Here is a 20535-nt window from a genome sequence, read left to right on the forward strand (position 1 = left end):
AACGGATTGCGATCAACGACGCAACGATCCCGCTCATCAACTTATTTTGACGGCGATTTCTTCGAAACGAGGCGCATGGTGCGGTTGAATCGTCAAAGACATTGCGTTAGGCCAATGGTAGGGTCCGCGATGGTCCAGGGGCCGGACGGGAATAAAACGGGCAATCGGACGGCGTGCGGCGAAAACACGCATAGCCATCGAAAAATCACGTTGCAATCCGGGCTCGAAACTTTACGACTAGGGGAAATACGAAAAGGAATGCGTCTGCATGGGCGACATTCCAGGGGAGCCACGACAGCATGCAGTATTTTGTCCAGCAGCTTATCAATGGGCTGACGCTGGGATCGATCTATGGGCTGATAGCGATCGGCTATACGATGGTCTACGGCATCATCGGCATGATCAATTTTGCCCATGGCGACATCTTCATGGTCGGGGCATTCACCGCCCTCATCGTTTTCCTCATTCTCGGCGCATTGTTCTATTCCTTGCCGGTGGTGATCGCGCTGCTGATCATGATGATCGTCGCGATGCTGCTGACCAGCCTGTATAATTGGACGATCGAGAAGGTGGCCTACCGGCCTTTGCGCGGTTCGTTCCGGCTGGCGCCGCTGATCACCGCGATCGGCATGTCGATCGCCCTGTCGAACTTCGTCCAGGTGACGCAAGGGCCGCGCAACAAGCCGATCCCGCCGATGGTGTCCACGGTCTACAACATCGAGGGCATCAGCGTATCGCTGAAGCAGATCATCATCGTCATCGTCACCGCGCTGCTGCTGGCGCTGTTCTGGTATTTGGTCAACAAGACCTCACTGGGCCGGGCGCAAAGGGCATGCGAGCAGGACCGCAAGATGGCGGCGTTGCTTGGCATCGACGTCGACCGCACCATCTCGATCACCTTCGTCATGGGTGCGGCCCTTGCTGCCGTCGCCGGCACGCTGTTCCTGATGTATTACGGCGTCATCGCCTTCTCCGACGGTTTCACGCCCGGCGTGAAGGCGTTCACCGCGGCGGTGCTCGGCGGCATCGGCTCGCTGCCCGGCGCCGTGCTCGGCGGGCTGATGATCGGCTTCATCGAAAGCATGTGGTCGGCTTATTTCTCGATCGACTACAAGGACGTCGCCGCCTTCTCCATCCTGGCGATCGTCCTGATCTTCCTGCCTTCCGGCATATTGGGCCGGCCAGAAGTCGAAAAGGTCTGAGGTCATGGCGGTCACTGTATCTCCGGAGCGCGGCGTCGTCGCCACCCCAGTGCAACGCGCCACGCGCGAGGCGCTTTATGCTGGTGCCATCGCGCTCGGCCTGTTCGTGCTGTTCATCGGCCTGCGGACCGATCAGAACATCTCCAACGAGCTGATCCTCGTACAGCGCTGGGGCCTGCTCGCCGCCGTGGTGATCGCCACCATGCTCGGCCGCTTTCTCTACGTTGCCTACGGCCAGCCCTTCCTGGCCAACCAGAAGATTGCCGACATCGCCACGGGGCTGTTGCCGGAAAGCGTGGCGACGCGGTTCTTCCGGTTGCCGTATTTCATTGCTGCCGTCGTCGTAGTGGCTGTGCTGGCGCTGCTGGCCGGCTCGCTCGATGGTTTGCTGGGGCCGGGTCTCGCCGGTTATGCGCGCTTCGCGCGGGCGCTGGCGATCATCTATGCGCTGGCCTCGGTGCTGTTCTATTTCCGCACCTTCATCCTCGCCCATTTCTCGGCGTTGGGCATAACCGCACTGGCGCTCTACCCGATCATCGTCGTGGCGGTGCTTGCCGTGTACGCAGGGTCGATGGCCGGCGGGTTCCAGGGTTCACTGAAATGGGTCGACAATTTCGGCATCCAGATCCTGATCTATGTGATGCTGGCCTGGGGGCTGAACATCGTCGTCGGCCTCGCCGGCCTGCTCGATCTCGGCTACGTCGCCTTCTACGCGGTCGGCGCCTATGCCTATGCGCTGCTCGGCACGCATTTTGGCCTGTCGTTCTGGATCCTGCTGCCCGCCGCCGGCGCCATGGCCGCCTTCTGGGGGGTATTGCTCGGGTTTCCGGTGCTGCGTCTGCGCGGCGATTATCTGGCGATCGTGACGCTTGCCTTCGGCGAGATCATTCGTCTCGTGCTGATCAATTGGCGCGAGGTTACGAACGGCTCGGCCGGCATCTCCGGCATCCCCAAGGTCACCTTTTTCGGCCTGATGACGTTCAACGTTTCGGATCCGAATTATATCGCCAAGGTGTTGGATATCGCCACATCGAGCGCCTACTACAAGATATTCCTCTACTATCTGATCCTGGGGCTCTGCCTGCTCACCGCCTTCGTCACGATAAGGCTAAGGCGCATGCCTGTCGGCCGCGCCTGGGAAGCGCTGCGCGAGGATGAGATCGCCTGCCGCTCGCTCGGCATCAACACCACCACCACCAAGCTCACTGCCTTTGCCACCGGCGCCATGTTCGGCGGCTTCGCCGGCTCGTTCTTCGCGGCACGGCAAGGTTTCGTCAGCCCCGAATCCTTCATCTTCCTGGAGTCGGCCATCATTCTGGCTATGGTCGTGCTTGGCGGCATGGGTTCGCTGGTTGGCATCGCCGTCGCCGCCATGGTGATGATCGGCGGCACGGAGGTGCTGCGCGAACTCGATTTCCTGAAGCAGGTCTTCGGCCCCGACTTCACCCCGGAACTCTACCGCATGCTTTTATTCGGCATGGCCATGGTCATCGTCATGCTGTGGAAGCCGCGCGGCTTCGTCGGCAGCCGTGAACCGACAGCCTTCCTCAAGAAGAGCAAGGCCGTATCCGGCTCCTTCACTAAGGAAGGCCACGGCTGATGAGTGATACGAACCCATCTCCCATGAACGATGCCATCCTGCAGGTCGACCATCTGTCGATGAAATTCGGCGGTCTGGTCGCCATCGGCGATCTCTCCTTCCAGGCCAAGCGCGGCGAGATCACCGCGCTGATCGGACCGAACGGCGCCGGCAAGACCACGGTGTTCAATTGCATCACCGGTTTCTACAAACCGTCGGAAGGCATGCTCACGCTCAATAGGCGCGACGGCTCGAGCTATCTGCTCGAACGCCTGCCGAACCATGAAATCCCGGCACGCGCCAAGGTGGCGCGCACCTTTCAGAACATCCGCCTGTTCTCGGGCATGACGCTGCTCGAGAACCTGCTGGTAGCCCAGCACAACAAGCTGATGAAGGCGTCCGGCTACACCGTGCTCGGCCTGTTCGGCTTCAGCGGCTACCGGAAGGCATCGGCCGAGTCGGTCGAACTGGCCAGGCACTGGCTGGAGAAGGCCGATCTCGTCGACCGTGCCGACGACCCGGCCGGCGACCTGCCCTATGGCGCGCAACGACGCCTCGAGATCGCGCGGGCGATGTGCACGGGTCCGGAGTTGCTCTGCCTCGACGAGCCGGCTGCCGGCCTCAATCCGAAAGAATCAATGGCGCTCAACGCGCTGCTGATGGACATCAAAGACAACACCGGCACCTCGATCCTGCTGATCGAGCACGACATGGCGGTGGTCATGCAGATTTCCGACCACGTCGTGGTGCTCGAATACGGGCGCAAGATATCGGACGGCAGCCCGCATTCGGTACGCACGGACCCGCGCGTCATCGCTGCCTATCTCGGCGTCGAAGACGAGGAAGTCGAGACGGTACTGACCGAAGTCGGCGACGAGGACGTCATCGAGCAATTGGACACCGGTCCCGATTCCGCGCACGGCCCAGGCACATCGTCTTCGTATCTCGCCGGACCGGTGACCGATACGATCGGCCACAGCGAGGGCGAGCGCGTGACCGTGTCGAAAGGCGCCTCGAAAGCCGGGCAGTTCGATGCAAAGTCGAGTGCCGCGGCAAGCAAGGCAGCAGCGCAAGCCGCCGCTCCCCCGGCCAAGGCGGAACCCGCTGCAGCTAAGCCGACCGCGAAACCCTCCACGGCTAAGGCGCCGGCCAAGTCGAAGGTCGCGGGCGTTTCGAACCGGCTCACAGCGCCACGTGGCGGCGAGGCCGACAATCTGACCCGCATCAAGGGCATCGGCACGGTCAACGAGAAGAAGCTTAACCAGCACGGCATCTTCCATTTCGACCAGATCGCGGCATGGAAGAAAGCCGACGTCGCGGCCGTCGAGGCCTATCTCGCCTTCGACGGACGCATCGCCCGTGAGGACTGGGTTGGTCAGGCCAAGCTTCTCGCCGCCGGCAAGGAGACGGAATTTTCGCGCCGCGTCGACGCCGGGAAAGTGGAAACGAGCCACGCTTCCGGGAAAACTGCGAAAACAGTTGCCGGCAAGACTGCTGCCGCACCTGCGGGCAAGCGCGGAGGGCGCAAGTGATGGCCGGCACAACGCTGCTCGATATCAAAGGCGTCCAGACCTACTACGGCAACATCAGGGCGCTGAACGGTGTCGACGTCACCGTCAGGCAGGGCGAGATCGTGGCGCTGATCGGCGCCAACGGCGCCGGCAAGTCGACGCTGATGATGACCATTTTTGGTGCTCCGCGGGCCCGGGCGGGCACGATCACCTTCGCCGGCACCGATATTACCCAGATGCCAACGCATGAGATCGCGCGGATGCGGATCGCCCAGTCGCCGGAGGGCCGGCGCATCTTCCCGCGCATGACGGTGATGGAAAACCTGCAGATGGGCGCCAGCCTCGACGGCCTCAAGCATTACGACGAGGACGTCGAGAAGGTGTTCACGCTGTTTCCGCGCCTGAAGGAACGCATCGCCCAGCGCGGCGGCACCCTGTCGGGCGGCGAACAGCAGATGCTGTCGATCGGGCGTGCGCTGATGGCACGGCCGAAGCTGCTCCTGCTCGACGAGCCGTCGCTCGGCCTGGCGCCGCTGATCGTGAAGCAGATCTTCGACGCCATCCGCGAGTTGAACCGGACCCAAGGGCTGACAGTGTTCCTGGTCGAGCAGAACGCCTTCGGCGCGCTGAAGCTCGCGACGCGCGGCTATGTCATGGTCAACGGCAATGTGACGATGAGCGGCACCGGCAAGGAGCTGCTCGCCAATCCGGAAGTGCGCGCCGCCTATCTCGAAGGCGGCCACCACTGAGTTCAGGAGACTTCATCATGCAGGGCATTCTCTACGAGGAACCCTCGATCTGGCAGTTCTTCTTCGTCACCTGCCTGCTCGGCGGCTGGGCGGCATGGATGACCGGCAAGGCCAGCGCCCAGACATGGCGCAGCTTCCTCCAATTGTTCGCCTACATGCTCGGCCTTGGCATTGGCGTAAGGTTCATTCATCACGCGCTGTTCGGCGGCACGATGTTCTCGCTGCATTACTATATCGTGGATACGATCGTACTGATGATATTGGGCTTCATCGGCTATCAATACACGCGCACAAACCAGATGGTGACACAGTATAATTGGCTCTATGAAAGAGCATCGGTTTTGAGCTGGAAGCCGAAAGGTTGACGTTCATGATTAACGCCGTTTCGGGGATGAATCGGCGTGACAAGTGCCTGAAAATCGGCAAAGTACGTTTTCTGCGAGTAAAAGTGGGCATCGCATGAAAGCATCATCCAACGCCCACTCCGTAAATGGGAGCGTTTTACATGAAAAAATCACTTTTGTCCGCCGTCGCCCTGACCGCGCTGATCGCGTTCAGCGGCAGCGCGTGGGCTGACGTCCTGGTTGGCGTCGCCGGTCCGATCACCGGTCCGAATGCCGCCTTCGGCGCGCAGCTGCAGAAGGGTGCCGAACAGGCCGTCGCCGACATCAATGCGGCCGGTGGCATCAATGGCGAGCAGATCAAGCTCTCGGTCGGCGACGACGTCTCCGATCCGAAGCAGGGCATCTCGGTCGCCAACAAGTTCGTCGGCGACGGCGTCAAGTTCGTGGTTGGCCACTTCAACTCGGGCGTCTCGATCCCGGCGTCGGAAGTCTACGCGGAAAACGGCATCCTCGAGATCACGCCGGCCGCGACCAATCCGAAGTTCACCGAACGCGGCATGTGGAACACGTTCCGCACCTGCGGACGTGACGACCAGCAGGGCAGCATCGCCGGCGCCTATCTCGCGGCGAACTTCAAGGATGCCAAGATCGCGGTCATCCACGACAAGACGACCTACGGCCAGGGCCTTGCCGATGAGACCAAGAAGGCGATGAACGCAGCCGGCCTGACGGAAGTCATGTACGAAGGCGTCAATGTCGGCGACAAGGACTTCTCGGCGCTGATCGCCAAGATGAAGGAAGCCGGCGTTTCCATCATCTATTGGGGTGGCCTGCACACCGAAGCCGGCCTGATCATCCGCCAGGCGGCTGACCAGGGCCTCAAGGCGACGCTGGTTTCCGGCGACGGCATCGTGTCGAACGAGCTGGCCTCGATCGCTGGCGACGCAGTTGCGGGCACGCTGAACACGTTCGGCCCGGATCCGCGTCTGATCCCGACGAACAAGGAACTCGTCGAGAAGTTCCGCGCGCAGGGCTTCGAACCGGAGGCCTACACGCTTTACTCCTACGCCGCCATGCAGGCGATCGCCGAAGCAGCCACCGTTGCCAAGTCGAACGACCCGCAGGAAGTTGCCAAGGCGCTGCATGAGAAGGGTCCGTTCAAGACCGTTCTGGGCGACCTCTCCTATGACGCGAAGGGCGATCCGACGTTGCCCGGCTACGTCATGTACGAGTGGAAGAAGGGCGACGACGGCAAGTACACCTACATCCAGAAGATGTAAGCCTGTCGACGACGATAATTTTGGAGATGCCCGGCGCTTGCGCCGGGCATTTCCGTTTTGACGGCATCGAGTTGATTTAAATCGGTTTAGCCGCTGCCCGATTTTGTTTGCACTGCAGCATTTTCGCGCTAATCATGTCCGGCAGTTCCCTTCCCCGTGTCCGGAGCCCTGTCCTTGGCAATCTCGAAGATCCTTGTCGCCAACCGCTCCGAAATTGCCATCCGCGTCTTCCGCGCGGCTAATGAACTCGGCCTCAAAACCGTGGCGATCTGGGCGGAGGAAGACAAATACTCCCTGCATCGCTTCAAGGCCGACGAAAGCTACCAGGTCGGGCGCGGGCCGCACCTGACCAGGGATATGGGGCCGATCGAAAGCTATCTGTCGATCGAGGAGGTTATCCGCGTCGCCAGGCTTTCGGGCGCCGATGCCATCCATCCAGGCTACGGCCTGCTGTCGGAGAGCCCGGAATTCGCCGAGGCCTGCGCCACGGCCGGCATCATCTTCATCGGGCCAAAGCCGGATACGATGCGCAGGCTGGGCAACAAGGTCGCCGCCCGCAATCTCGCAATCGAAGTCGGTGTGCCGGTAATTCCCGCCACCGATCCCTTGCCGGACGACATGGCGGCGGTCAAGGAACTCGCCAGGACGATCGGCTACCCGGTGATGCTCAAGGCGTCCTGGGGCGGCGGCGGCCGCGGCATGCGCGCCATCCGCTCCGAGGCCGATCTCGCCCGCGAGGTGATGGAAGGCAAGCGTGAGGCGAAGGCGGCTTTCGGCAAGGACGAGGTCTATCTCGAGAAGCTGATCGAGCGCGCCCGCCATGTCGAGGTGCAGGTGCTGGGCGACACGCATGGCAATGCGGTGCATCTGTTCGAGCGCGATTGTTCGATCCAGCGCCGCAACCAGAAAGTGGTCGAGCGGGCGCCGGCTCCCTATCTCGAAATGTCGCAGCGCGAGGAGCTTTGCGCCTATGCGCTGAGGATCGCGCGCGAAACCAGCTATATCGGCGCCGGCACGGTCGAGTTCCTGCAGGATGCCGATACCGGAAAATTCTATTTCATCGAGGTCAATCCGCGCATCCAGGTCGAGCACACCGTCACCGAACAAGTGACCGGCATCGACATCGTCAAAGCACAGATCCACATACTCGACGGCTTTGCCATCGGCACGGCGGAATCGGGCGTGCCGACGCAGAAGGACATCAGGCTCAACGGGCACGCGCTGCAGTGCCGCATCACCACTGAAGACCCCGAGCATAATTTCATCCCCGACTATGGCCGCATCACCGCCTATCGCGGCGCCACCGGCTTCGGCATCCGCCTTGATGGGGGCACCGCCTATTCGGGCGCGGTCATCACCCGCTTCTACGATCCATTGCTGGAAAAGGTGACGGCGTGGGCGCCGACGCCGGCCGAGACCATCGCCCGCATGAACCGGGCGTTGCGCGAATTCCGAATCCGGGGCGTGGCGACCAATCTCACCTTTCTCGAGGCGATCATCAATCACCGGAGCTTCGCCGACAATTCCTACACCACCAAGTTCATCGACACGACGCCGGAACTGTTCGCCAGCGTGAAGCGGCAGGACCGCGCGACCAAGCTGCTCAACTATCTTGCCGACGTTTCGGTCAATGGCCATCCCGAGACGCGCGGCCGGCCGCAGCCAAAAGCAGATGCGGCGCCACCGGTGGTGCCATATCTCAACGGCAATGTGCCTGACGGCAGCAAGCAGAAGCTCGACGTGCTCGGGCCGGAGAAATTCGCGGCGTGGATGCGCGAGCAAAAAGAGGTGCTGGTCACCGACACGACAATGCGCGACGGGCATCAATCCTTGCTCGCGACGCGTGTGCGCACCTATGACATCGCCGGCATCGCCGGCACCTATGCGCGCGCTCTGCCGCAGCTTTTGTCACTCGAATGCTGGGGCGGCGCAACATTCGACGTCGCCATGCGCTTCCTCACCGAAGATCCATGGGAGCGGCTGTCGCTGGTGCGCGAGGCAGCACCCAATCTTCTGCTGCAGATGCTTCTGCGTGGCGCCAACGGCGTTGGCTATACTAACTATCCCGACAATGTCGTCCAGCATTTCGTCCACCAGGCCGCTGCTGGCGGCATCGACCTGTTCCGCGTCTTCGACTGCCTGAACTGGGTCGAGAACATGCGTGTGGCCATGGATGCGGTCGGCGCCGAGGGCAAGCTGATCGAAGCGGCGATCTGCTATACCGGCGACATACTCGATCCGGCGCGGGCGAAATACGATCTGAAATACTATGTCGGCCTGGCCAGCGAATTGCAGGCGGCGGGCGTCCATATCATTGCCGTCAAGGACATGGCGGGGCTTCTAAAGCCGAGTGCTGCCCGCGTGCTGTTCAAGGCACTGCGCGAGGCGACAGACCTGCCGATCCACTTCCACACGCACGACACATCCGGCCTGTCGGCGGCCACCGTGCTGGCAGCGGTGGAGAGCGGTGTCGACGGCATCGACGCGGCGATGGATTCGCTATCTGGCAACACCTCGCAGCCATGCCTGGGTTCGATCGTCGAGGCGCTGAAGGGCACCGAGCGCGATCCGGGCCTCGACCCGCAATGGATCAGGAATATCTCGTTCTACTGGGAGGCGGTGCGCAACCAGTACGCCGCCTTCGAAAGCGACCTGAAGGGGCCAGCATCGGAGGTCTATCTGCACGAAATGCCTGGCGGGCAGTTCACCAACCTCAAGGAACAGGCGCGCTCGCTTGGGCTGGAGACGCGCTGGCACGAAGTGGCGCAGACCTATCACGACGTCAATCTGATGTTCGGCGATATCGTCAAGGTGACGCCGTCGTCCAAGGTCGTCGGCGACATGGCGCTGATGATGGTCAGCCAGGACCTGACCGTCGCCGACGTCGAGAATCCGGCGCGGGACATCGCCTTCCCGGATTCTGTGGTGTCGATGTTGCGCGGCGACCTCGGCCAGTCGCCGGGCGGCTGGCCAAAGCCATTGCAGAAGAAGGTGCTGAAGGGCGAAAAGCCGATCACGGTGCGGCCGGGTTCGCTGCTCAAGGCGGCGGACCTCACGGCCAGCCGCAGGGAGGTCGAGGAAAAGCTCGAGCGCAAGCTCAGTGAGTTCGAGTTCGCGTCGTGGCTGATGTATCCGAAGGTGTTTTCGGATTTCGCCGCCGCGCAGGAGACCTACGGCCCGGTCAGCGTGCTGCCGACACCGACCTATTTCTACGGCATGAAGCCGGAAGACGAGATTTTCGTCGACATCGAGAAAGGCAAGACGCTGGTGGTGCGCTGCCTTGCCATGGGCGATGTCGACGAAAAGGGCATGGTCACCGTGTTCTTCGAGCTCAACGGCCAGCCGCGCCGCGTGAAGGTACCGGACCGGGCGCATGGCGCGTCCGCTGCCAAGGCACGGCGCAAGGCGGAGCCGGGCAATGAGGCGCATGTCGGCGCGCCGATGCCCGGCGTCGTCTCGGCGCTTGCGGTCGCTGCCGGCCAGGCGGTGAAGGCCGGCGACGTGCTGCTGTCGATCGAAGCGATGAAGATGGAAACGGCGCTGCATGCCGAGCGCGACGGCACCATCGCCGAGGTGCTCGTCAAGGCCGGCGACCAGATTGATGCCAAGGATCTGCTGATCGCATTCGGGTGAAATAGGCCGGCATCAGACAGCCTTGTCGGCGCCTGGCAGCAGCCCTTCATGCCGCATCGATAGCACCTTGACCCGCCGCGCCCGGTCGGGCATCGAACCGCTGCAATTCGCCGCTCGGGTCACCCCGAGTCGCGGTGAGAAAACGACGCGGAGAGAAGAATATGGCCGACGACATCACCGAGACCAGCCAGACTGTTGCCGCCGGCCAGTTGCGCGCCTTCATCGAGCGTATCGAGCGGCTCGAGGAAGAGAAGAAGACGATTGCCGACGACATCAAGGAAGTGTTCGCCGAGGCCAAGGGCACCGGCTTCGACACTAAGGCGATGCGGTCGATCATCCGGCTGCGCAAGAAGGACCAGGCCGAGCGGCAGGAAGAGGAGTCCATCCTCGATCTGTACAAGGCCGCGCTTGGAATGGTGTAGGCCGGTAATAGCCTTGGGCGCCGGTTGCGGCGCCCCTCAACGGTTCGAACATGAGCGAATTCGATTTTGGCGCCCGCCGCGCCTCTGAATTCCGCCAACGCAGCTTCTGGACGCTGTTCGCGGAACGGCATCCGGATGAAAGGGCTCTGCTGGCGAGGCGTGGACCGTGGTTCTGGCAGCGTGGGCTGCCCGACTTCGCATTGGTCCTTTCCATGTACGTCGCGCCTGCGCAGAATCATGTCGGCGTCTTCTTCGGCCGCAACGAGAAGTTCGGTGCCACGCAAGCCTGGTCGCGGCTGAAGCCGTTCCAGCCGGCCATCGAAGACAGGCTGAAGCTCAGGCCAGAACAAAGTTGCGACGGCCTCGGCATCAATTCGATGTGGCGGGTGAATTGTTTTGCCGAAGACAATTGGCCGGCGATGACCGACTGGCTGGTGACGGAAGCCTCGCGTTTCGAGCGCGCGATTGCCGAAGTTCTGGGTCAGGAATAAAGCAGGGTTTCCAGACGCAATCCTTGTGGAAGGGTTGCGCTGGTGAGCAGAGCGAGGAGCCGGTCGATCGATGACGATCATGTCGCGCGTTGCCGCCTTCTTCCGCTCACGCTGGCTCGGCGGCGTGCCGCTCGATCGGCTGTTCTGGCGCGACCTGGTCGTTGTCGGCACAGCGATCAACGTCGCGTCATCGGTGGCGGCGCTCATTCTGCTCGGGCTGAAGTTGCCGCTTGCGCTGGTTCTGGCGGTGCATTTCGCGCCGGTGCCCTACAACATCTTCCTGACTTTTGCCGTTTGGCGAACTGCCGGAAAATCAAGTGGCGCCAAGGCCTCGCTGATGACGCTTGGCGCCACGTTGTGGCTGATCCTGGTGGTCGTGGCCTGACGATCAGGCGGCCGGCTCGAATTTGAGCGCCACGCCGTTGATGCAATAGCGCAGGCCGGTCGGCGGCGGGCCGTCCTCGAAGACGTGGCCGAGATGGCTGCCGCAGCGGGCGCAATGGCATTCGGTGCGGACCATGCCGTAGCTGCGGTCGACAGTAGTCTCGAGCGAACCCGGCACCGGGTCGTTGAAGCTCGGCCAGCCGGTGCCGCTCTCGAATTTCAGCTTGGATTCAAACAAGGGTTGGTCGCAGCCGACGCAGGAGAAGGTGCCGGCGCGCTTCTCGTGCAGCAGGGCGCAGCTTCCCGGCCGCTCGGTGCCGTGGTTGCGCATCACCGCATATTGCTCAGGCGTCAGCCGGGCGCGCCATTCGGCGTCGGTGCGGGTAACGGGGTAGGTGTGGCTGTCCATTTTTTCCTCTTAGCTTAGGTCGCTATTTGGGTTGCCTTCCCAACTTCGCCTGAAATAGGGATTTGTTACCGCGTTTGCCCGTATTTCTATCCTGTCGCGAAGAATTCCTCAGGCGATGGCGGCGAGATAGCGCGCAACCGATGCTGAAAATGCCGCCTTTGCATCTCCGATGACGTTCTGGTTCCACCACGCGCCATAGATATGGTCGAACGCGAAAGGCTCCAGCGCGGCCTTGATGCCGAGCACTTTCGAAGCGTTGAGCGGGATGTAGTTCGGGTAGCTGTACATGAAGCTGAGATGGCGGCGAGTCGGCGTCACCTGCACGATGTCGCCGGCCAGGATGGCATTGCCGCCGTCGCGCTTCCAGTGCAGCACCTGGCCACCGGCAAAGTGGCCGCCGCAGCGGATGAGCGTCAGCGACGGGTTTATGGCGCGCGTCTCGCCTTGCCAGCTGATGATCGCCGGATGCGGCCGCATGATCCACTGACAATCATCGGCGTGCAGATAAATCGGCACGCCGCCAAACGCCTCGCTCCACTCGACCATTGCCGAATAATAATGGCAGTGCGAAATGGCGATCGCGGCGAGGCCGCCCCGGCGGTTGATCTCGGCCACCGCCTCGTCGCTGACCATCGAAATGCAGTCCCACAGCACATTGCCGTGCGGCGTTTGCGCCAGCAATGCCCGCTGGCCGATGGCGAAGCGCGGCTCGATGCCGAAGGCGAGCACGCCGGCGTCGTCTCTCATCGCGAGCCGATGGCCGGCGGCGAGCTCTTCCGGCGTGGTCCAGGCCTGGCCCTCCCAGCGCACATATTGCCGCTCGTCCTCGCAGATCGGGCAATGTCGCGGCGGCGTCGCTGTCGCCGCGAACTGGACACCGCATTGCAGGCAAAGGAAACAGGTCGACCTTCCTGTTTTGCGTGGATCCATTCAGTGCTTCCTTGAAAGTTGCTTCGTCGCGGCTTCGAGGCCGGCGAGCGTCAGTGGAAACATGCGGCCGTCAAAAATATCGCGGATCATGGCAATCGAATGGGTAAAACCCCAGTTCTTCTCGGCTTCCGGGTTGAGCCATATGGCATTTGGCCATTGCTGCAGCAACCGGCCAAGCCAGACGGCGCCGGCCTCCTTGTTCCAGTGCTCGACCGAGCCGCCGGGATGGGCGACCTCGTAGGGGCTCATCGAGGCGTCGCCGACGACGATCACCTTGTAGTCGGGGCCATATTTATGCAGGAGATCGAAGGTCGGAATCACCTCGGCATGGCGGCGGCGATTGTCCTTCCACACGCCCTCGTAGAGGCAGTTGTGGAAATAGAAATATTCGAGCTGGCGGAATTCGGCGCGGGCAGCCGAAAATAGCTCCTCGACGCTCCTGATGTGGTCGTCCATCGAGCCGCCGACATCGAAGAACATCAGCAGCTTGACCGCATTGCGACGTTCGGGTTGTGTCTTAACGTCGAGATATCCGTGCTCGGCGGTGGCGTGGATGGTCCCTGGCAGGTCGAATTCCTCTTCGGCACCTTCGCGCACCCAGCGGCGCAGGCGTTTCAGCGCGACCTTGATATTGCGGGTGCCGAGCTCGACGGCATCATCGAAATTCCTGAACTCGCGTTTGTCCCAGACTTTTACCGCGCGGCGGTTGCGGCTTTCGTGCTGGCCGATGCGCACGCCTTCGGGGTTGTAGCCATAGGCGCCGAAGGGCGAGGTGCCGCCGGTGCCGATCCATTTCGAACCGCCCTGATGCCGGCCCTTTTGCTCCTCCAGCCGCTTCTTCAGCGTCGCCATCAGCTTTTCGAAGCCGCCCAGCGCCTCGACCAGCTTCTTCTCCTCATCGGTCAGGTGCTTTTCGGCGAGCCTCCGCAGCCATTCCTCCGGGATGTTTGCGACATCGACCGGGTTTTCGCCAGCCCGCGCCTCGACACCTTTGAAGATGTGCGAAAAGACCTGGTCGAAGCGGTCGATGTGGCGCTCGTCCTTCACCAGAGCGGCGCGGGCGAGATAGTAAAAGCCCTCGACATCATAGTCGACCAGCCCGGCCTCCAGCCCCTCCAGCAGCGACAGATATTCGCGGAGCGAGACCGGAACCCGCGCTGCCTTCAGTTCGAGGAAGAAGGGGATGAACATCTCACGGTCTACAGCAGATCATACTCGATGAAGCCGGTCCTGCGCGCCACATGGTCGTAGAGCTTGCGTGCGGTGGTGTTGGTCTCGTGCGTCATCCAGTAGACGTTCTTGACGCCGATCTTGCCGGCTTCCTGCCTGACCGCTTCGATCAGGGCGGCGCCGACGCCCTTGCCGCGCACATCGGGGTCGGCAAACAGGTCCTGCAGATAGCAGTTGTTTATCTCCGACCAGCAGGAGCGATGGTAGAGATAGTGCGTCAGGCCGACGGCCTTGCCGTCGAGGGTGGCGATAAAGCCTTTCGGCTCGAACTCGCCCGCCGTGAACAGCCGCTTCCAGGTGACGGCGTAAACCGCTTCCGGCAACGTGGTTTCGTAGAAGGTGAGGTAGGCGGTCCACAGACGCCGCCAATCGGCATGGTCGGATTGCGCCAATGGGCGGACGGTGATCTCGGTCATTTCATCTCCCTCTGAAGTCGGCAACCCGAAGCTGCCTCCGTGCCTGGCCAAGGGCAACGGTCCAGCGACGGGAAACCGCTGTCCGAGGGCTTTCGTCGGCTTCCGACTGACCGGCTCCTCACCCCTGCCGTCTCGCCATGAAGGCCAGGCGCTCGAACAGATGCACGTCCTGTTCGTTCTTCAGCAACGCGCCATGCAGTTTCGGCAAAGCATTCTTCGGGTCGGCGCGCAGGTCCTCGGGCGCGATGTCGTCGGCGACCAGCAGGCGGATCCAGTCGAGTGCCTCGGAGGTCGACGGCTTCTTCTTCAGGCCCGGCACGTCGCGGATCTCGTAGAACTGGGTCAGTGCTGCTCGCACGAGGTTCTGCTTGATGCCGGGATAATGCACGTCGACGATTTTGTGCAAAGTGTCGACGTCGGGGAAGCGGATGTAGTGGAAGAAGCAGCGGCGCAGGAAGGCGTCCGGCAATTCCTTCTCGTTGTTGGAGGTGATGATGACGATCGGCCGGACGGTGGCGCGGATGGTCTCGCCGGTCTCGTAGACGAAGAACTCCATCCTATCCAATTCCTGCAACAGATCGTTGGGGAACTCGATATCGGCCTTGTCGATCTCGTCGATCAGAAGCACGATTTTCTTGCCGGCCGCAAAGGCGTCCCATAATTTGCCGCGCTTGATGTAATTGCGGATGTCGTTGAAGCGCTCGTCGCCGAGCTGGCTGTCGCGCAGCCGCGAGACGGCATCATATTCATAAAGGCCCTGCTGGGCTCTCGTCGTCGATTTGACGTGCCATTCGATCAGGTCCAAGTCGAGCGCCGCCGCCACCTGGCGGGCAAGTTCGGTCTTGCCGGTGCCGGGCTCGCCCTTGACCAGCAACGGCCGCTCCAGCGCGATCGCCGCGTTGACCGCCACCATCAGATCCTTGTCGGCAACATAGGCTGCCGTGCCTTCGAAACGCATTTTTGCTCCCGGGTTCATCGCGCGACCCTAAGGACGCGGCCTTCGCTGTGCAAGGCGCTGCTGGCGAAGCGGGGATCTTGCCGCCGCTGACCTCGTTGAGGGATTTTGCGTCGATTTAAGACTCGAAGCATGTCGTCTCTCTGGCGCTTGGCCTGTCGTCTGCCTATATTGGCGGGGACGGTCTGCGCTTCCCGGCAGGAGAACATTTCCCCGGGGCCTTAATGATCCCTAGGGAGCTGTCCCTGGGAAGACCCGTGGGTTTTCTCATACGGCGCCCACCTACTTTGTAGGTTCCCGGGATCGCTCTCTCCACCGGTTGTGTGGATCGTCACTCACATTTCAGTGGGCCATGCGGTAGGAAACGTCGCTCCCAAAACCCTGTCCAGATCCGACTTTTTCTATCCTGGCTCCATGACATCCCCAAAAGATCTGAAAAAAAATCTCCGCAACCAAGCCCTCGGGCGCCGCGATGCGCTCGACCCTTTCTGGCGTGTGGAGGCAGCACTCGAAATGGCCGAGACGGCGCGCGACCGGATCACCGTCGAGCCGGGCCAGATCGTCTCAGGCTTCTGGCCGATGCGCTCGGAAGTCGACGTCCGGCCGCTGATGTTTGCCTTGCGCGAAAAGGGGGCGAGGCTCTGCCTGCCGGCCATTCTCGACAAGACCACCATCGTTTTTCGCGAACTGGTGCGCGGCGCGCCGATGATCGACATGGGCTTCGGCACCGTCGGGCCGCATGAGGAAGCCGAGGTGCTCGATCCCCAAATGATGCTGGTGCCGCTTGCCGCCTTCGATGCGCGCGGCCACCGCATCGGTTACGGCGCCGGCTATTACGACCGGGCGATCGCGCGGCTGGCCGACAACGGACAGCAGCCGCGGCTGATCGGCATTGCCTTCGACTGCCAGGAGGTGGCCCTGGTGCCGGACGAGCCGCATGACGTGATCATTCCGGAAATACTCACCGAGAGCGGGTTGCGCCTGTTCGCGCCGAAATTGTAGATAAGTTCCTGGACGCATGGTCTTTTCCGAAAGTCATGCAGCTTTTTGCTTCGCTGACCTTCAGTTCAGGATCACGCTTATATGAGACTTCTCTTTCTCGGCGACATGGTCGGCAAGACAGGACGTACGGCGGTGTGGGAACAACTGCCCGGCCTGATCTCGGATTTCAAACTCGACTTCGTCATCGTCAATGGCGAGAACGCCGCCGGCGGCTTCGGCATCACCGAGGAGATTTTTCGCGAGACGATCTCGGCCGGCGCCGATGTCGTCACCACCGGCAACCATGTCTGGGACCAACGCGATGCGCTGATTTTCGCGCCGCGCGAGGAACGCTTCCTGCGTCCGTCCAACTTCCCGAAAGGCACGCCGGGGCGCGGCTCAGGCGTCTACATCGCCAGGAACGGCGCGCGCGTGCTGGTCGCCAACATCATGGGCCGGGTGTTCATGCATCCCGAGCTCGACGATCCGTTCCAGGCCGGCGAGCGCGAACTTGCCGCTTGTCCGCTTGGCGAGCAGGCCGATGCGATCGTCATCGATTTCCATGCCGAGGCGACCTCGGAAAAAATGTGCTTCGCCCATTTCGTCGACGGCCGTGCCAGCCTTGTTGTCGGCACCCACACGCATCAGCCGACCGGCGATCACCAGATCCTCAATGGCGGCACCGGTTATATTTCCGATGCCGGCATGTGCGGCGATTACGATTCCTCGCTCGGCATGGACAAGGAGGAGCCGCTCAACCGGTTTTTGTCCAAGGTGCCGAAAGGCCGTTTCGAGGCGTCGACCGGACCGGCGACATTGTGCGGCGTCGGCGTCGACATTTCCGACCGTAGCGGCCTGACTGAACGGATCGCGCCGTTTCGCCGCGGCCCGCGGCTGGAGGAAACGGCTCCTTCCTTCTGGTCGTGACATTGATATGGACGCTTGCAATACCCAATTGCCGGCGAAACTGCTCTAGATCGTAGAGGGGACGACCTCCATGCAGCTAGTCGAATTCCTGGCGCCGCATTTCGCCTTTGTCTCCGACCCGACGGCATGGGTCGCGCTGCTGACGCTGATCGTGCTGGAGGTCGTGCTCGGCATCGACAATCTGATCTTCATCTCGATTTTGACCAACAAATTGCCGGTAGCGCAGCGAGCCCGCGCCCGGCGGCTCGGCATCTCCGCCGCGCTGGTGATGCGGCTGATCCTGCTGGCCACCATCTCGATCATCGTCCAGTTGACGATGCCGATATTCACCGCCTTCGGCCACGGCTTTTCATGGCGCGACCTGATCCTGATTGCCGGCGGCCTGTTCCTCGTCTGGAAGGCGACCAAGGAGATCCACCACACGGTCGATCTCGATGATCACCAGGACACGATGATGGGCGAAACACTGCAGCTGTCGCTGGCCGGCGCCATTTTCCAGATATTGCTGCTCGACCTCGTCTTCTCGATCGACTCGATCATCACCGCCGTCGGCATGACCGACGAAATCGCGATCATGTACATCGCGGTGATCGTGGCGGTGAGCGTGATGATGCTGGCGGCCGGGCCGCTGGCCGATTTCATCGCCAGGAACCCCAGCATCGTCATGCTGGCGCTAGGGTTCCTGCTGATGATCGGCATGACGCTGATCGCCGACGGCATGGGTTACCACGTGCCGAAAGGCTACATCTACGCTGCTATGGGGTTTTCGGCACTGGTCGAAGGGCTCAACATGCTGGCGCGGCGGCGGAAGAAGGCAAAGGGCGGCGGGCACTGAGGATGGCCCACCGCGGCTGACCTTATTGCGCCGGCAAACCCTTCGGATGGCGGTCGCCGGTCAGGCCAAGCGTCAGGCCTTGCTCGAGCCACGCCTTGGCGCCGGCGAGCACCAGCGCAAAGCCGCCCGTCGAGTCGATCGCCTGCTTGATCTGCTCGTCGCCGCTGCCGGCAAAGCCAAAATTGCGGACCTCGACAAAGGTCGTGCCGCCCGGCATCTCGGTGAAGGTCCACACCACCGTGGTCGGTGGATCGCTCCATTGCATGACGATCTTCTTGTTTTCGACGATCTCACTGACGCTGACCGTCGTTGAGACGCCATACATGTACCATTCCCAACGGATTTCCTTGCCGCTGTCCAACCTGTCGCTGCCATGGGTGAACCAGAATTTTGTCGTGATCGCCGGATCGACGAAGGCTTCGAATACGTCGGCGACCGGCCGCCTTATCAGCATGCCGGCTTCGGCGGTCGGTGTTTCACGGATTTCCATAGCGTCCTCCTTTCCACGGCGCCGCCCCGGTTCACCAAGCATCGGGTTCGCGCACGAGGTGAATGATGTTGGCCGGGTTGGTGATCCAGCCGCCGCGAAAGCCTTCACCCAGTGCCTCGATGGCGTCGCAGCGCACGACGCCGGCCTTGGCGAGATGGTCCGCCGCGCCTGGAAAATCATCGGTGAACAGTTCCAGCCAGACCTCGGCCTGACTAAGCATCGGCGCCTCGTCGATCCACAGGCGATTGGGACCGAGTTCAAAGCCGATAGCGGGCGCCTTGGCCGTGAATGGCTTCAGGCCGATGACGTCGCGATAGAAGGCGATCGTTGCCTGGTATTGATGTGGCGGCACTTTCATGGCGATGTTGATGCCGCCGCTGATCTTCGCGGTCATTTGCTGGCTCCATTCCCGTGTTCAGGTTCGATTGGCCGGTTCGGTCCAGAACCCGCTATGCCAAATTGATTTGCCAGGAGACTCCGAACCTGTCGTTGAGCCATGCAAACCGGCGGCTGAAACCATAATTGTCCAGCGGCATCAGAAATTTGCCGTCCTTGGCCAGGGCCTCGACAATGCCGTTCAGCTCTGCCTCCGTGGAGCAATCCACATACAGCGAGACCGACGGCGTTGAATGTGAAGGCATGGTGCACGGGGCTGTTGTAGACCATCACTTCCAGACCGCTTATGGACACGCGCGCCAGCTTGACCGTCCCTTCCGGGCCGTCTTCGCCGGAGCCGTAACGTGTGACGTCAAGGACGCTGCTGTCGGGGATCGTCTCGCAATAGAAGGTCATTGCCTCTTCGGCCTTGCCCTCGAACATCAGAAATGGCGTCACTTGCTTCATCGCAGGCCTCCGTCATCTTGGTGGTTTTTCAGATGTTGTTCTCGTTGGCCGGCTCGCCCTTCATCTCGCTGCGGTAATAGCCGTCGCGCAGATTGATGCCGTATTCGACATAGGCCTTCATGCAGGCCAGCATCTGCGACCAGCCCTCGCAATTGAGATAGGACTTCTTCAGGCCGACCGCGTCCTCGCGCCAGCCGGTCTCGGCGATGGTGACAAAGGTGCCGCCATCATCGAGCGGTTCGAAATTCATCTCGATGCGGGTCTTGTAGGCTGGCTTGCCGTCGGCATCGGAGGCGTCCTAGTGCAGCACGATGCGGCTGTCCTTGATCACTTCGTCGACCTCGACGGGGACGTTGCCCCACCAGACAACACCGGCACCAGCCACCAGCGGCGCGCTGGCGCCGCCGATCGTAGTGAAATAGCCGCTAAGCTTCTTCGGATTGACGACCGCGTCGAAGACTTCGGCGACAGGTTTGCCGATGCGGCCCGAAACCCTGAATCCAAGAGACATATCCACAGCTCCTTCCTTGAATGGCTCAACGATATGTTATAGAAACCTAACATGTCAAGCCATTCGCAGGACGACAATGTTTTCAAGGCGCTGGCGCATCCGCGCCGGCGTGAGTTGCTGGACCGGCTGAAGGATGCGCCGCAGACCACCGGCATGTTGTGCGATGCCTTCCCCGACATGGACCGCTGCACGATCATGCTGCATCTGAAAGTGCTGGAGGAGGCCGACATGGTCGTGGCGCGGCGCGAGGGCCGCGAGCGTTGGAACCATCTCAACGCGCTGCCGATCAAGCACATCCACGACCGCTGGATCAGCCAATATGCCACGCACGCGATCAGCATTCTCGACCGGCTGAAGTCCGATCTGGAGGGGTGAACGGCCGCCGAAGCCTGCCTTTTCGGGTCTCAAGCCCT

General features: G+C 61.9%; 22 protein-coding genes, 1 other RNA gene and 1 pseudogene. 15 read left to right on the plus strand and 9 right to left on the minus strand.

Annotated elements, in window-relative coordinates:
- Positions 1-299: 299 nt before the first annotated feature.
- The 10 genes from NKI22_RS01840 to NKI22_RS01885 all read left to right on the plus strand — a co-directional run bounded on the left by NKI22_RS01840 (position 300) and on the right by NKI22_RS01885 (position 11596).
- On the plus strand, positions 300-1202 hold the full coding sequence (locus NKI22_RS01840; RefSeq protein WP_023719660.1) for a branched-chain amino acid ABC transporter permease: 903 nt from the start codon (positions 300-302) through the stop codon (positions 1200-1202).
- 4 nt (positions 1203-1206) lie between these two features.
- A complete protein-coding gene (gene livM, locus NKI22_RS01845; RefSeq protein WP_352480943.1) occupies positions 1207-2802 on the plus strand; it encodes a high-affinity branched-chain amino acid ABC transporter permease LivM in 1596 nt (531 codons plus the stop codon).
- Positions 2802-4313 carry an ATP-binding cassette domain-containing protein gene (locus NKI22_RS01850; protein ID WP_023719658.1) on the plus strand — a complete coding sequence of 504 codons (1512 nt, stop codon included), beginning with the start codon at positions 2802-2804 and terminating at the stop codon, positions 4311-4313. Before livM ends, NKI22_RS01850 begins: the two co-directional genes overlap by 1 nt.
- Positions 4313-5041, plus strand: a complete 729-nt coding sequence (locus NKI22_RS01855) for an ABC transporter ATP-binding protein (protein ID WP_023719657.1) — start codon at positions 4313-4315, stop codon at positions 5039-5041. Before NKI22_RS01850 ends, NKI22_RS01855 begins: the two co-directional genes overlap by 1 nt.
- 17 nt (positions 5042-5058) lie before the next feature.
- On the plus strand, positions 5059-5406 hold the full coding sequence (locus tag NKI22_RS01860) for a DUF6867 family protein (RefSeq protein WP_023719656.1): 348 nt from the start codon (positions 5059-5061) through the stop codon (positions 5404-5406).
- A gap of 140 nt (positions 5407-5546) precedes the next feature.
- A complete protein-coding gene (locus NKI22_RS01865) occupies positions 5547-6665 on the plus strand; it encodes a branched-chain amino acid ABC transporter substrate-binding protein (RefSeq protein ID WP_023719655.1) in 1119 nt (372 codons plus the stop codon).
- Positions 6666-6839: 174 nt separating this feature from the next.
- Positions 6840-10298 carry a pyruvate carboxylase gene (gene pyc / locus NKI22_RS01870; protein WP_352815016.1) on the plus strand — a complete coding sequence of 1153 codons (3459 nt, stop codon included), beginning with the start codon at positions 6840-6842 and terminating at the stop codon, positions 10296-10298.
- A gap of 161 nt (positions 10299-10459) precedes the next feature.
- Entirely contained in the window at positions 10460-10720 is a 261-nt protein-coding gene (locus tag NKI22_RS01875; RefSeq protein WP_023719653.1) for a DUF2312 domain-containing protein, read from the plus strand.
- Between the two features lie 50 nt (positions 10721-10770).
- Complete coding sequence (locus NKI22_RS01880) at positions 10771-11211, plus strand: hypothetical protein (protein ID WP_023719652.1); 441 nt, start codon at positions 10771-10773, stop codon at positions 11209-11211.
- A 70-nt stretch (positions 11212-11281) separates the two neighbouring features.
- Positions 11282-11596, plus strand: a complete 315-nt coding sequence (locus NKI22_RS01885) for a hypothetical protein (RefSeq protein WP_352480941.1) — start codon at positions 11282-11284, stop codon at positions 11594-11596.
- Positions 11597-11599: 3 nt separating this feature from the next.
- Here NKI22_RS01885 and msrB read toward each other — a convergent pair whose 3' ends face one another.
- The 5 genes from msrB to NKI22_RS01910 form a co-directional block, all read right to left on the minus strand.
- Positions 11600-12004, minus strand: a complete 405-nt coding sequence (msrB, locus tag NKI22_RS01890) for a peptide-methionine (R)-S-oxide reductase MsrB (RefSeq protein ID WP_023719650.1) — start codon at positions 12002-12004, stop codon at positions 11600-11602.
- Between the two features lie 108 nt (positions 12005-12112).
- Positions 12113-12934: an MBL fold metallo-hydrolase gene (locus tag NKI22_RS01895; RefSeq protein WP_352480939.1), complete on the minus strand. Its 822-nt coding sequence runs from the start codon at positions 12932-12934 to the stop codon at positions 12113-12115.
- The gene (locus NKI22_RS01900; RefSeq protein WP_352815017.1) at positions 12935-14125 is read right to left on the minus strand and encodes a vWA domain-containing protein; all 1191 of its coding nucleotides are present in this window, start codon (positions 14123-14125) and stop codon (positions 12935-12937) included. It abuts the gene before it with no gap.
- 8 nt (positions 14126-14133) lie between these two features.
- Positions 14134-14580, minus strand: coding sequence for a GNAT family N-acetyltransferase (locus tag NKI22_RS01905; protein ID WP_352815018.1), 447 nt, complete (start codon positions 14578-14580; stop codon positions 14134-14136).
- Positions 14581-14698: 118 nt separating this feature from the next.
- Entirely contained in the window at positions 14699-15538 is an 840-nt protein-coding gene (locus NKI22_RS01910; RefSeq protein ID WP_352815020.1) for an AAA family ATPase, read from the minus strand.
- A 176-nt stretch (positions 15539-15714) separates the two neighbouring features.
- On the opposite strand from NKI22_RS01910, the gene ssrS reads away from it, so the two are divergent.
- The 4 genes from ssrS (at position 15715) to NKI22_RS01930 (ending at position 18278) form a co-directional block, all read left to right on the plus strand.
- Positions 15715-15869: non-coding RNA, 6S RNA (gene ssrS / locus NKI22_RS01915), on the plus strand.
- 80 nt (positions 15870-15949) lie between these two features.
- A complete protein-coding gene (locus tag NKI22_RS01920) occupies positions 15950-16537 on the plus strand; it encodes a 5-formyltetrahydrofolate cyclo-ligase (RefSeq protein ID WP_352815022.1) in 588 nt (195 codons plus the stop codon).
- Positions 16538-16618: 81 nt separating this feature from the next.
- Complete coding sequence (locus tag NKI22_RS01925) at positions 16619-17443, plus strand: TIGR00282 family metallophosphoesterase (RefSeq protein ID WP_023678036.1); 825 nt, start codon at positions 16619-16621, stop codon at positions 17441-17443.
- A gap of 70 nt (positions 17444-17513) precedes the next feature.
- Positions 17514-18278, plus strand: coding sequence for a TerC family protein (locus NKI22_RS01930; RefSeq protein ID WP_352494148.1), 765 nt, complete (start codon positions 17514-17516; stop codon positions 18276-18278).
- A 22-nt stretch (positions 18279-18300) separates the two neighbouring features.
- On the opposite strand, the gene NKI22_RS01935 is transcribed toward NKI22_RS01930, so the two are convergent.
- The 4 genes and pseudogenes from NKI22_RS01935 to NKI22_RS01955 all read right to left on the minus strand — a co-directional run bounded on the left by NKI22_RS01935 (position 18301) and on the right by NKI22_RS01955 (position 20122).
- Complete coding sequence (locus NKI22_RS01935) at positions 18301-18768, minus strand: SRPBCC family protein (RefSeq protein WP_352850067.1); 468 nt, start codon at positions 18766-18768, stop codon at positions 18301-18303.
- A gap of 31 nt (positions 18769-18799) precedes the next feature.
- The gene (locus NKI22_RS01940; RefSeq protein ID WP_352640128.1) at positions 18800-19162 is read right to left on the minus strand and encodes a hypothetical protein; all 363 of its coding nucleotides are present in this window, start codon (positions 19160-19162) and stop codon (positions 18800-18802) included.
- A complete protein-coding gene (locus tag NKI22_RS31405; RefSeq protein WP_502897678.1) occupies positions 19159-19611 on the minus strand; it encodes a VOC family protein in 453 nt (150 codons plus the stop codon). Before NKI22_RS31405 ends, NKI22_RS01940 begins: the two co-directional genes overlap by 4 nt.
- Before the next feature lie 28 nt (positions 19612-19639).
- A pseudogene (locus tag NKI22_RS01955) lies at positions 19640-20122 on the minus strand (SRPBCC domain-containing protein).
- A gap of 51 nt (positions 20123-20173) precedes the next feature.
- Between NKI22_RS01955 and NKI22_RS01960 the strand changes: the two are divergent.
- Positions 20174-20497: an ArsR/SmtB family transcription factor gene (locus NKI22_RS01960; protein WP_352815026.1), complete on the plus strand. Its 324-nt coding sequence runs from the start codon at positions 20174-20176 to the stop codon at positions 20495-20497.
- The last annotated feature ends 38 nt before the right edge of the window (positions 20498-20535 follow it).

Source organism: Mesorhizobium sp. M0778 (assembly GCF_040320105.1).
Classification (GTDB): Bacteria; Pseudomonadota; Alphaproteobacteria; order Rhizobiales; family Rhizobiaceae; genus Mesorhizobium.

Bases quoted from the DNA above. Each gene is read 5' to 3' on its own strand.
- NKI22_RS01860 (WP_023719656.1), top strand. From the start codon at position 5,059: ATGCAGGGCATTCTCTACGAGGAACCCTCGATCTGGCAGTTCTTCTTC.
- NKI22_RS01895 (WP_352480939.1), bottom strand. From the start codon at position 12,934: ATGGATCCACGCAAAACAGGAAGGTCGACCTGTTTCCTTTGCCTGCAA.
- NKI22_RS01855 (WP_023719657.1), top strand. From the start codon at position 4,313: ATGGCCGGCACAACGCTGCTCGATATCAAAGGCGTCCAGACCTACTAC.
- NKI22_RS01910 (WP_352815020.1), bottom strand. From the start codon at position 15,538: ATGCGTTTCGAAGGCACGGCAGCCTATGTTGCCGACAAGGATCTGATG.
- NKI22_RS01900 (WP_352815017.1), bottom strand. From the start codon at position 14,125: ATGTTCATCCCCTTCTTCCTCGAACTGAAGGCAGCGCGGGTTCCGGTC.
- NKI22_RS01905 (WP_352815018.1), bottom strand. From the start codon at position 14,580: ATGACCGAGATCACCGTCCGCCCATTGGCGCAATCCGACCATGCCGAT.
- NKI22_RS01940 (WP_352640128.1), bottom strand. From the start codon at position 19,162: ATGACCGCGAAGATCAGCGGCGGCATCAACATCGCCATGAAAGTGCCG.
- NKI22_RS01875 (WP_023719653.1), top strand. From the start codon at position 10,460: ATGGCCGACGACATCACCGAGACCAGCCAGACTGTTGCCGCCGGCCAG.
- NKI22_RS01935 (WP_352850067.1), bottom strand. From the start codon at position 18,768: ATGGAAATCCGTGAAACACCGACCGCCGAAGCCGGCATGCTGATAAGG.
- msrB (WP_023719650.1), bottom strand. From the start codon at position 12,004: ATGGACAGCCACACCTACCCCGTTACCCGCACCGACGCCGAATGGCGC.
- NKI22_RS01925 (WP_023678036.1), top strand. From the start codon at position 16,619: ATGAGACTTCTCTTTCTCGGCGACATGGTCGGCAAGACAGGACGTACG.
- NKI22_RS01960 (WP_352815026.1), top strand. From the start codon at position 20,174: ATGTCAAGCCATTCGCAGGACGACAATGTTTTCAAGGCGCTGGCGCAT.
- NKI22_RS01920 (WP_352815022.1), top strand. From the start codon at position 15,950: ATGACATCCCCAAAAGATCTGAAAAAAAATCTCCGCAACCAAGCCCTC.
- NKI22_RS01850 (WP_023719658.1), top strand. From the start codon at position 2,802: ATGAGTGATACGAACCCATCTCCCATGAACGATGCCATCCTGCAGGTC.
- NKI22_RS01880 (WP_023719652.1), top strand. From the start codon at position 10,771: ATGAGCGAATTCGATTTTGGCGCCCGCCGCGCCTCTGAATTCCGCCAA.
- NKI22_RS31405 (WP_502897678.1), bottom strand. From the start codon at position 19,611: ATGAAGCAAGTGACGCCATTTCTGATGTTCGAGGGCAAGGCCGAAGAG.
- NKI22_RS01840 (WP_023719660.1), top strand. From the start codon at position 300: ATGCAGTATTTTGTCCAGCAGCTTATCAATGGGCTGACGCTGGGATCG.
- NKI22_RS01865 (WP_023719655.1), top strand. From the start codon at position 5,547: ATGAAAAAATCACTTTTGTCCGCCGTCGCCCTGACCGCGCTGATCGCG.
- NKI22_RS01930 (WP_352494148.1), top strand. From the start codon at position 17,514: ATGCAGCTAGTCGAATTCCTGGCGCCGCATTTCGCCTTTGTCTCCGAC.
- NKI22_RS01885 (WP_352480941.1), top strand. From the start codon at position 11,282: ATGACGATCATGTCGCGCGTTGCCGCCTTCTTCCGCTCACGCTGGCTC.
- livM (WP_352480943.1), top strand. From the start codon at position 1,207: ATGGCGGTCACTGTATCTCCGGAGCGCGGCGTCGTCGCCACCCCAGTG.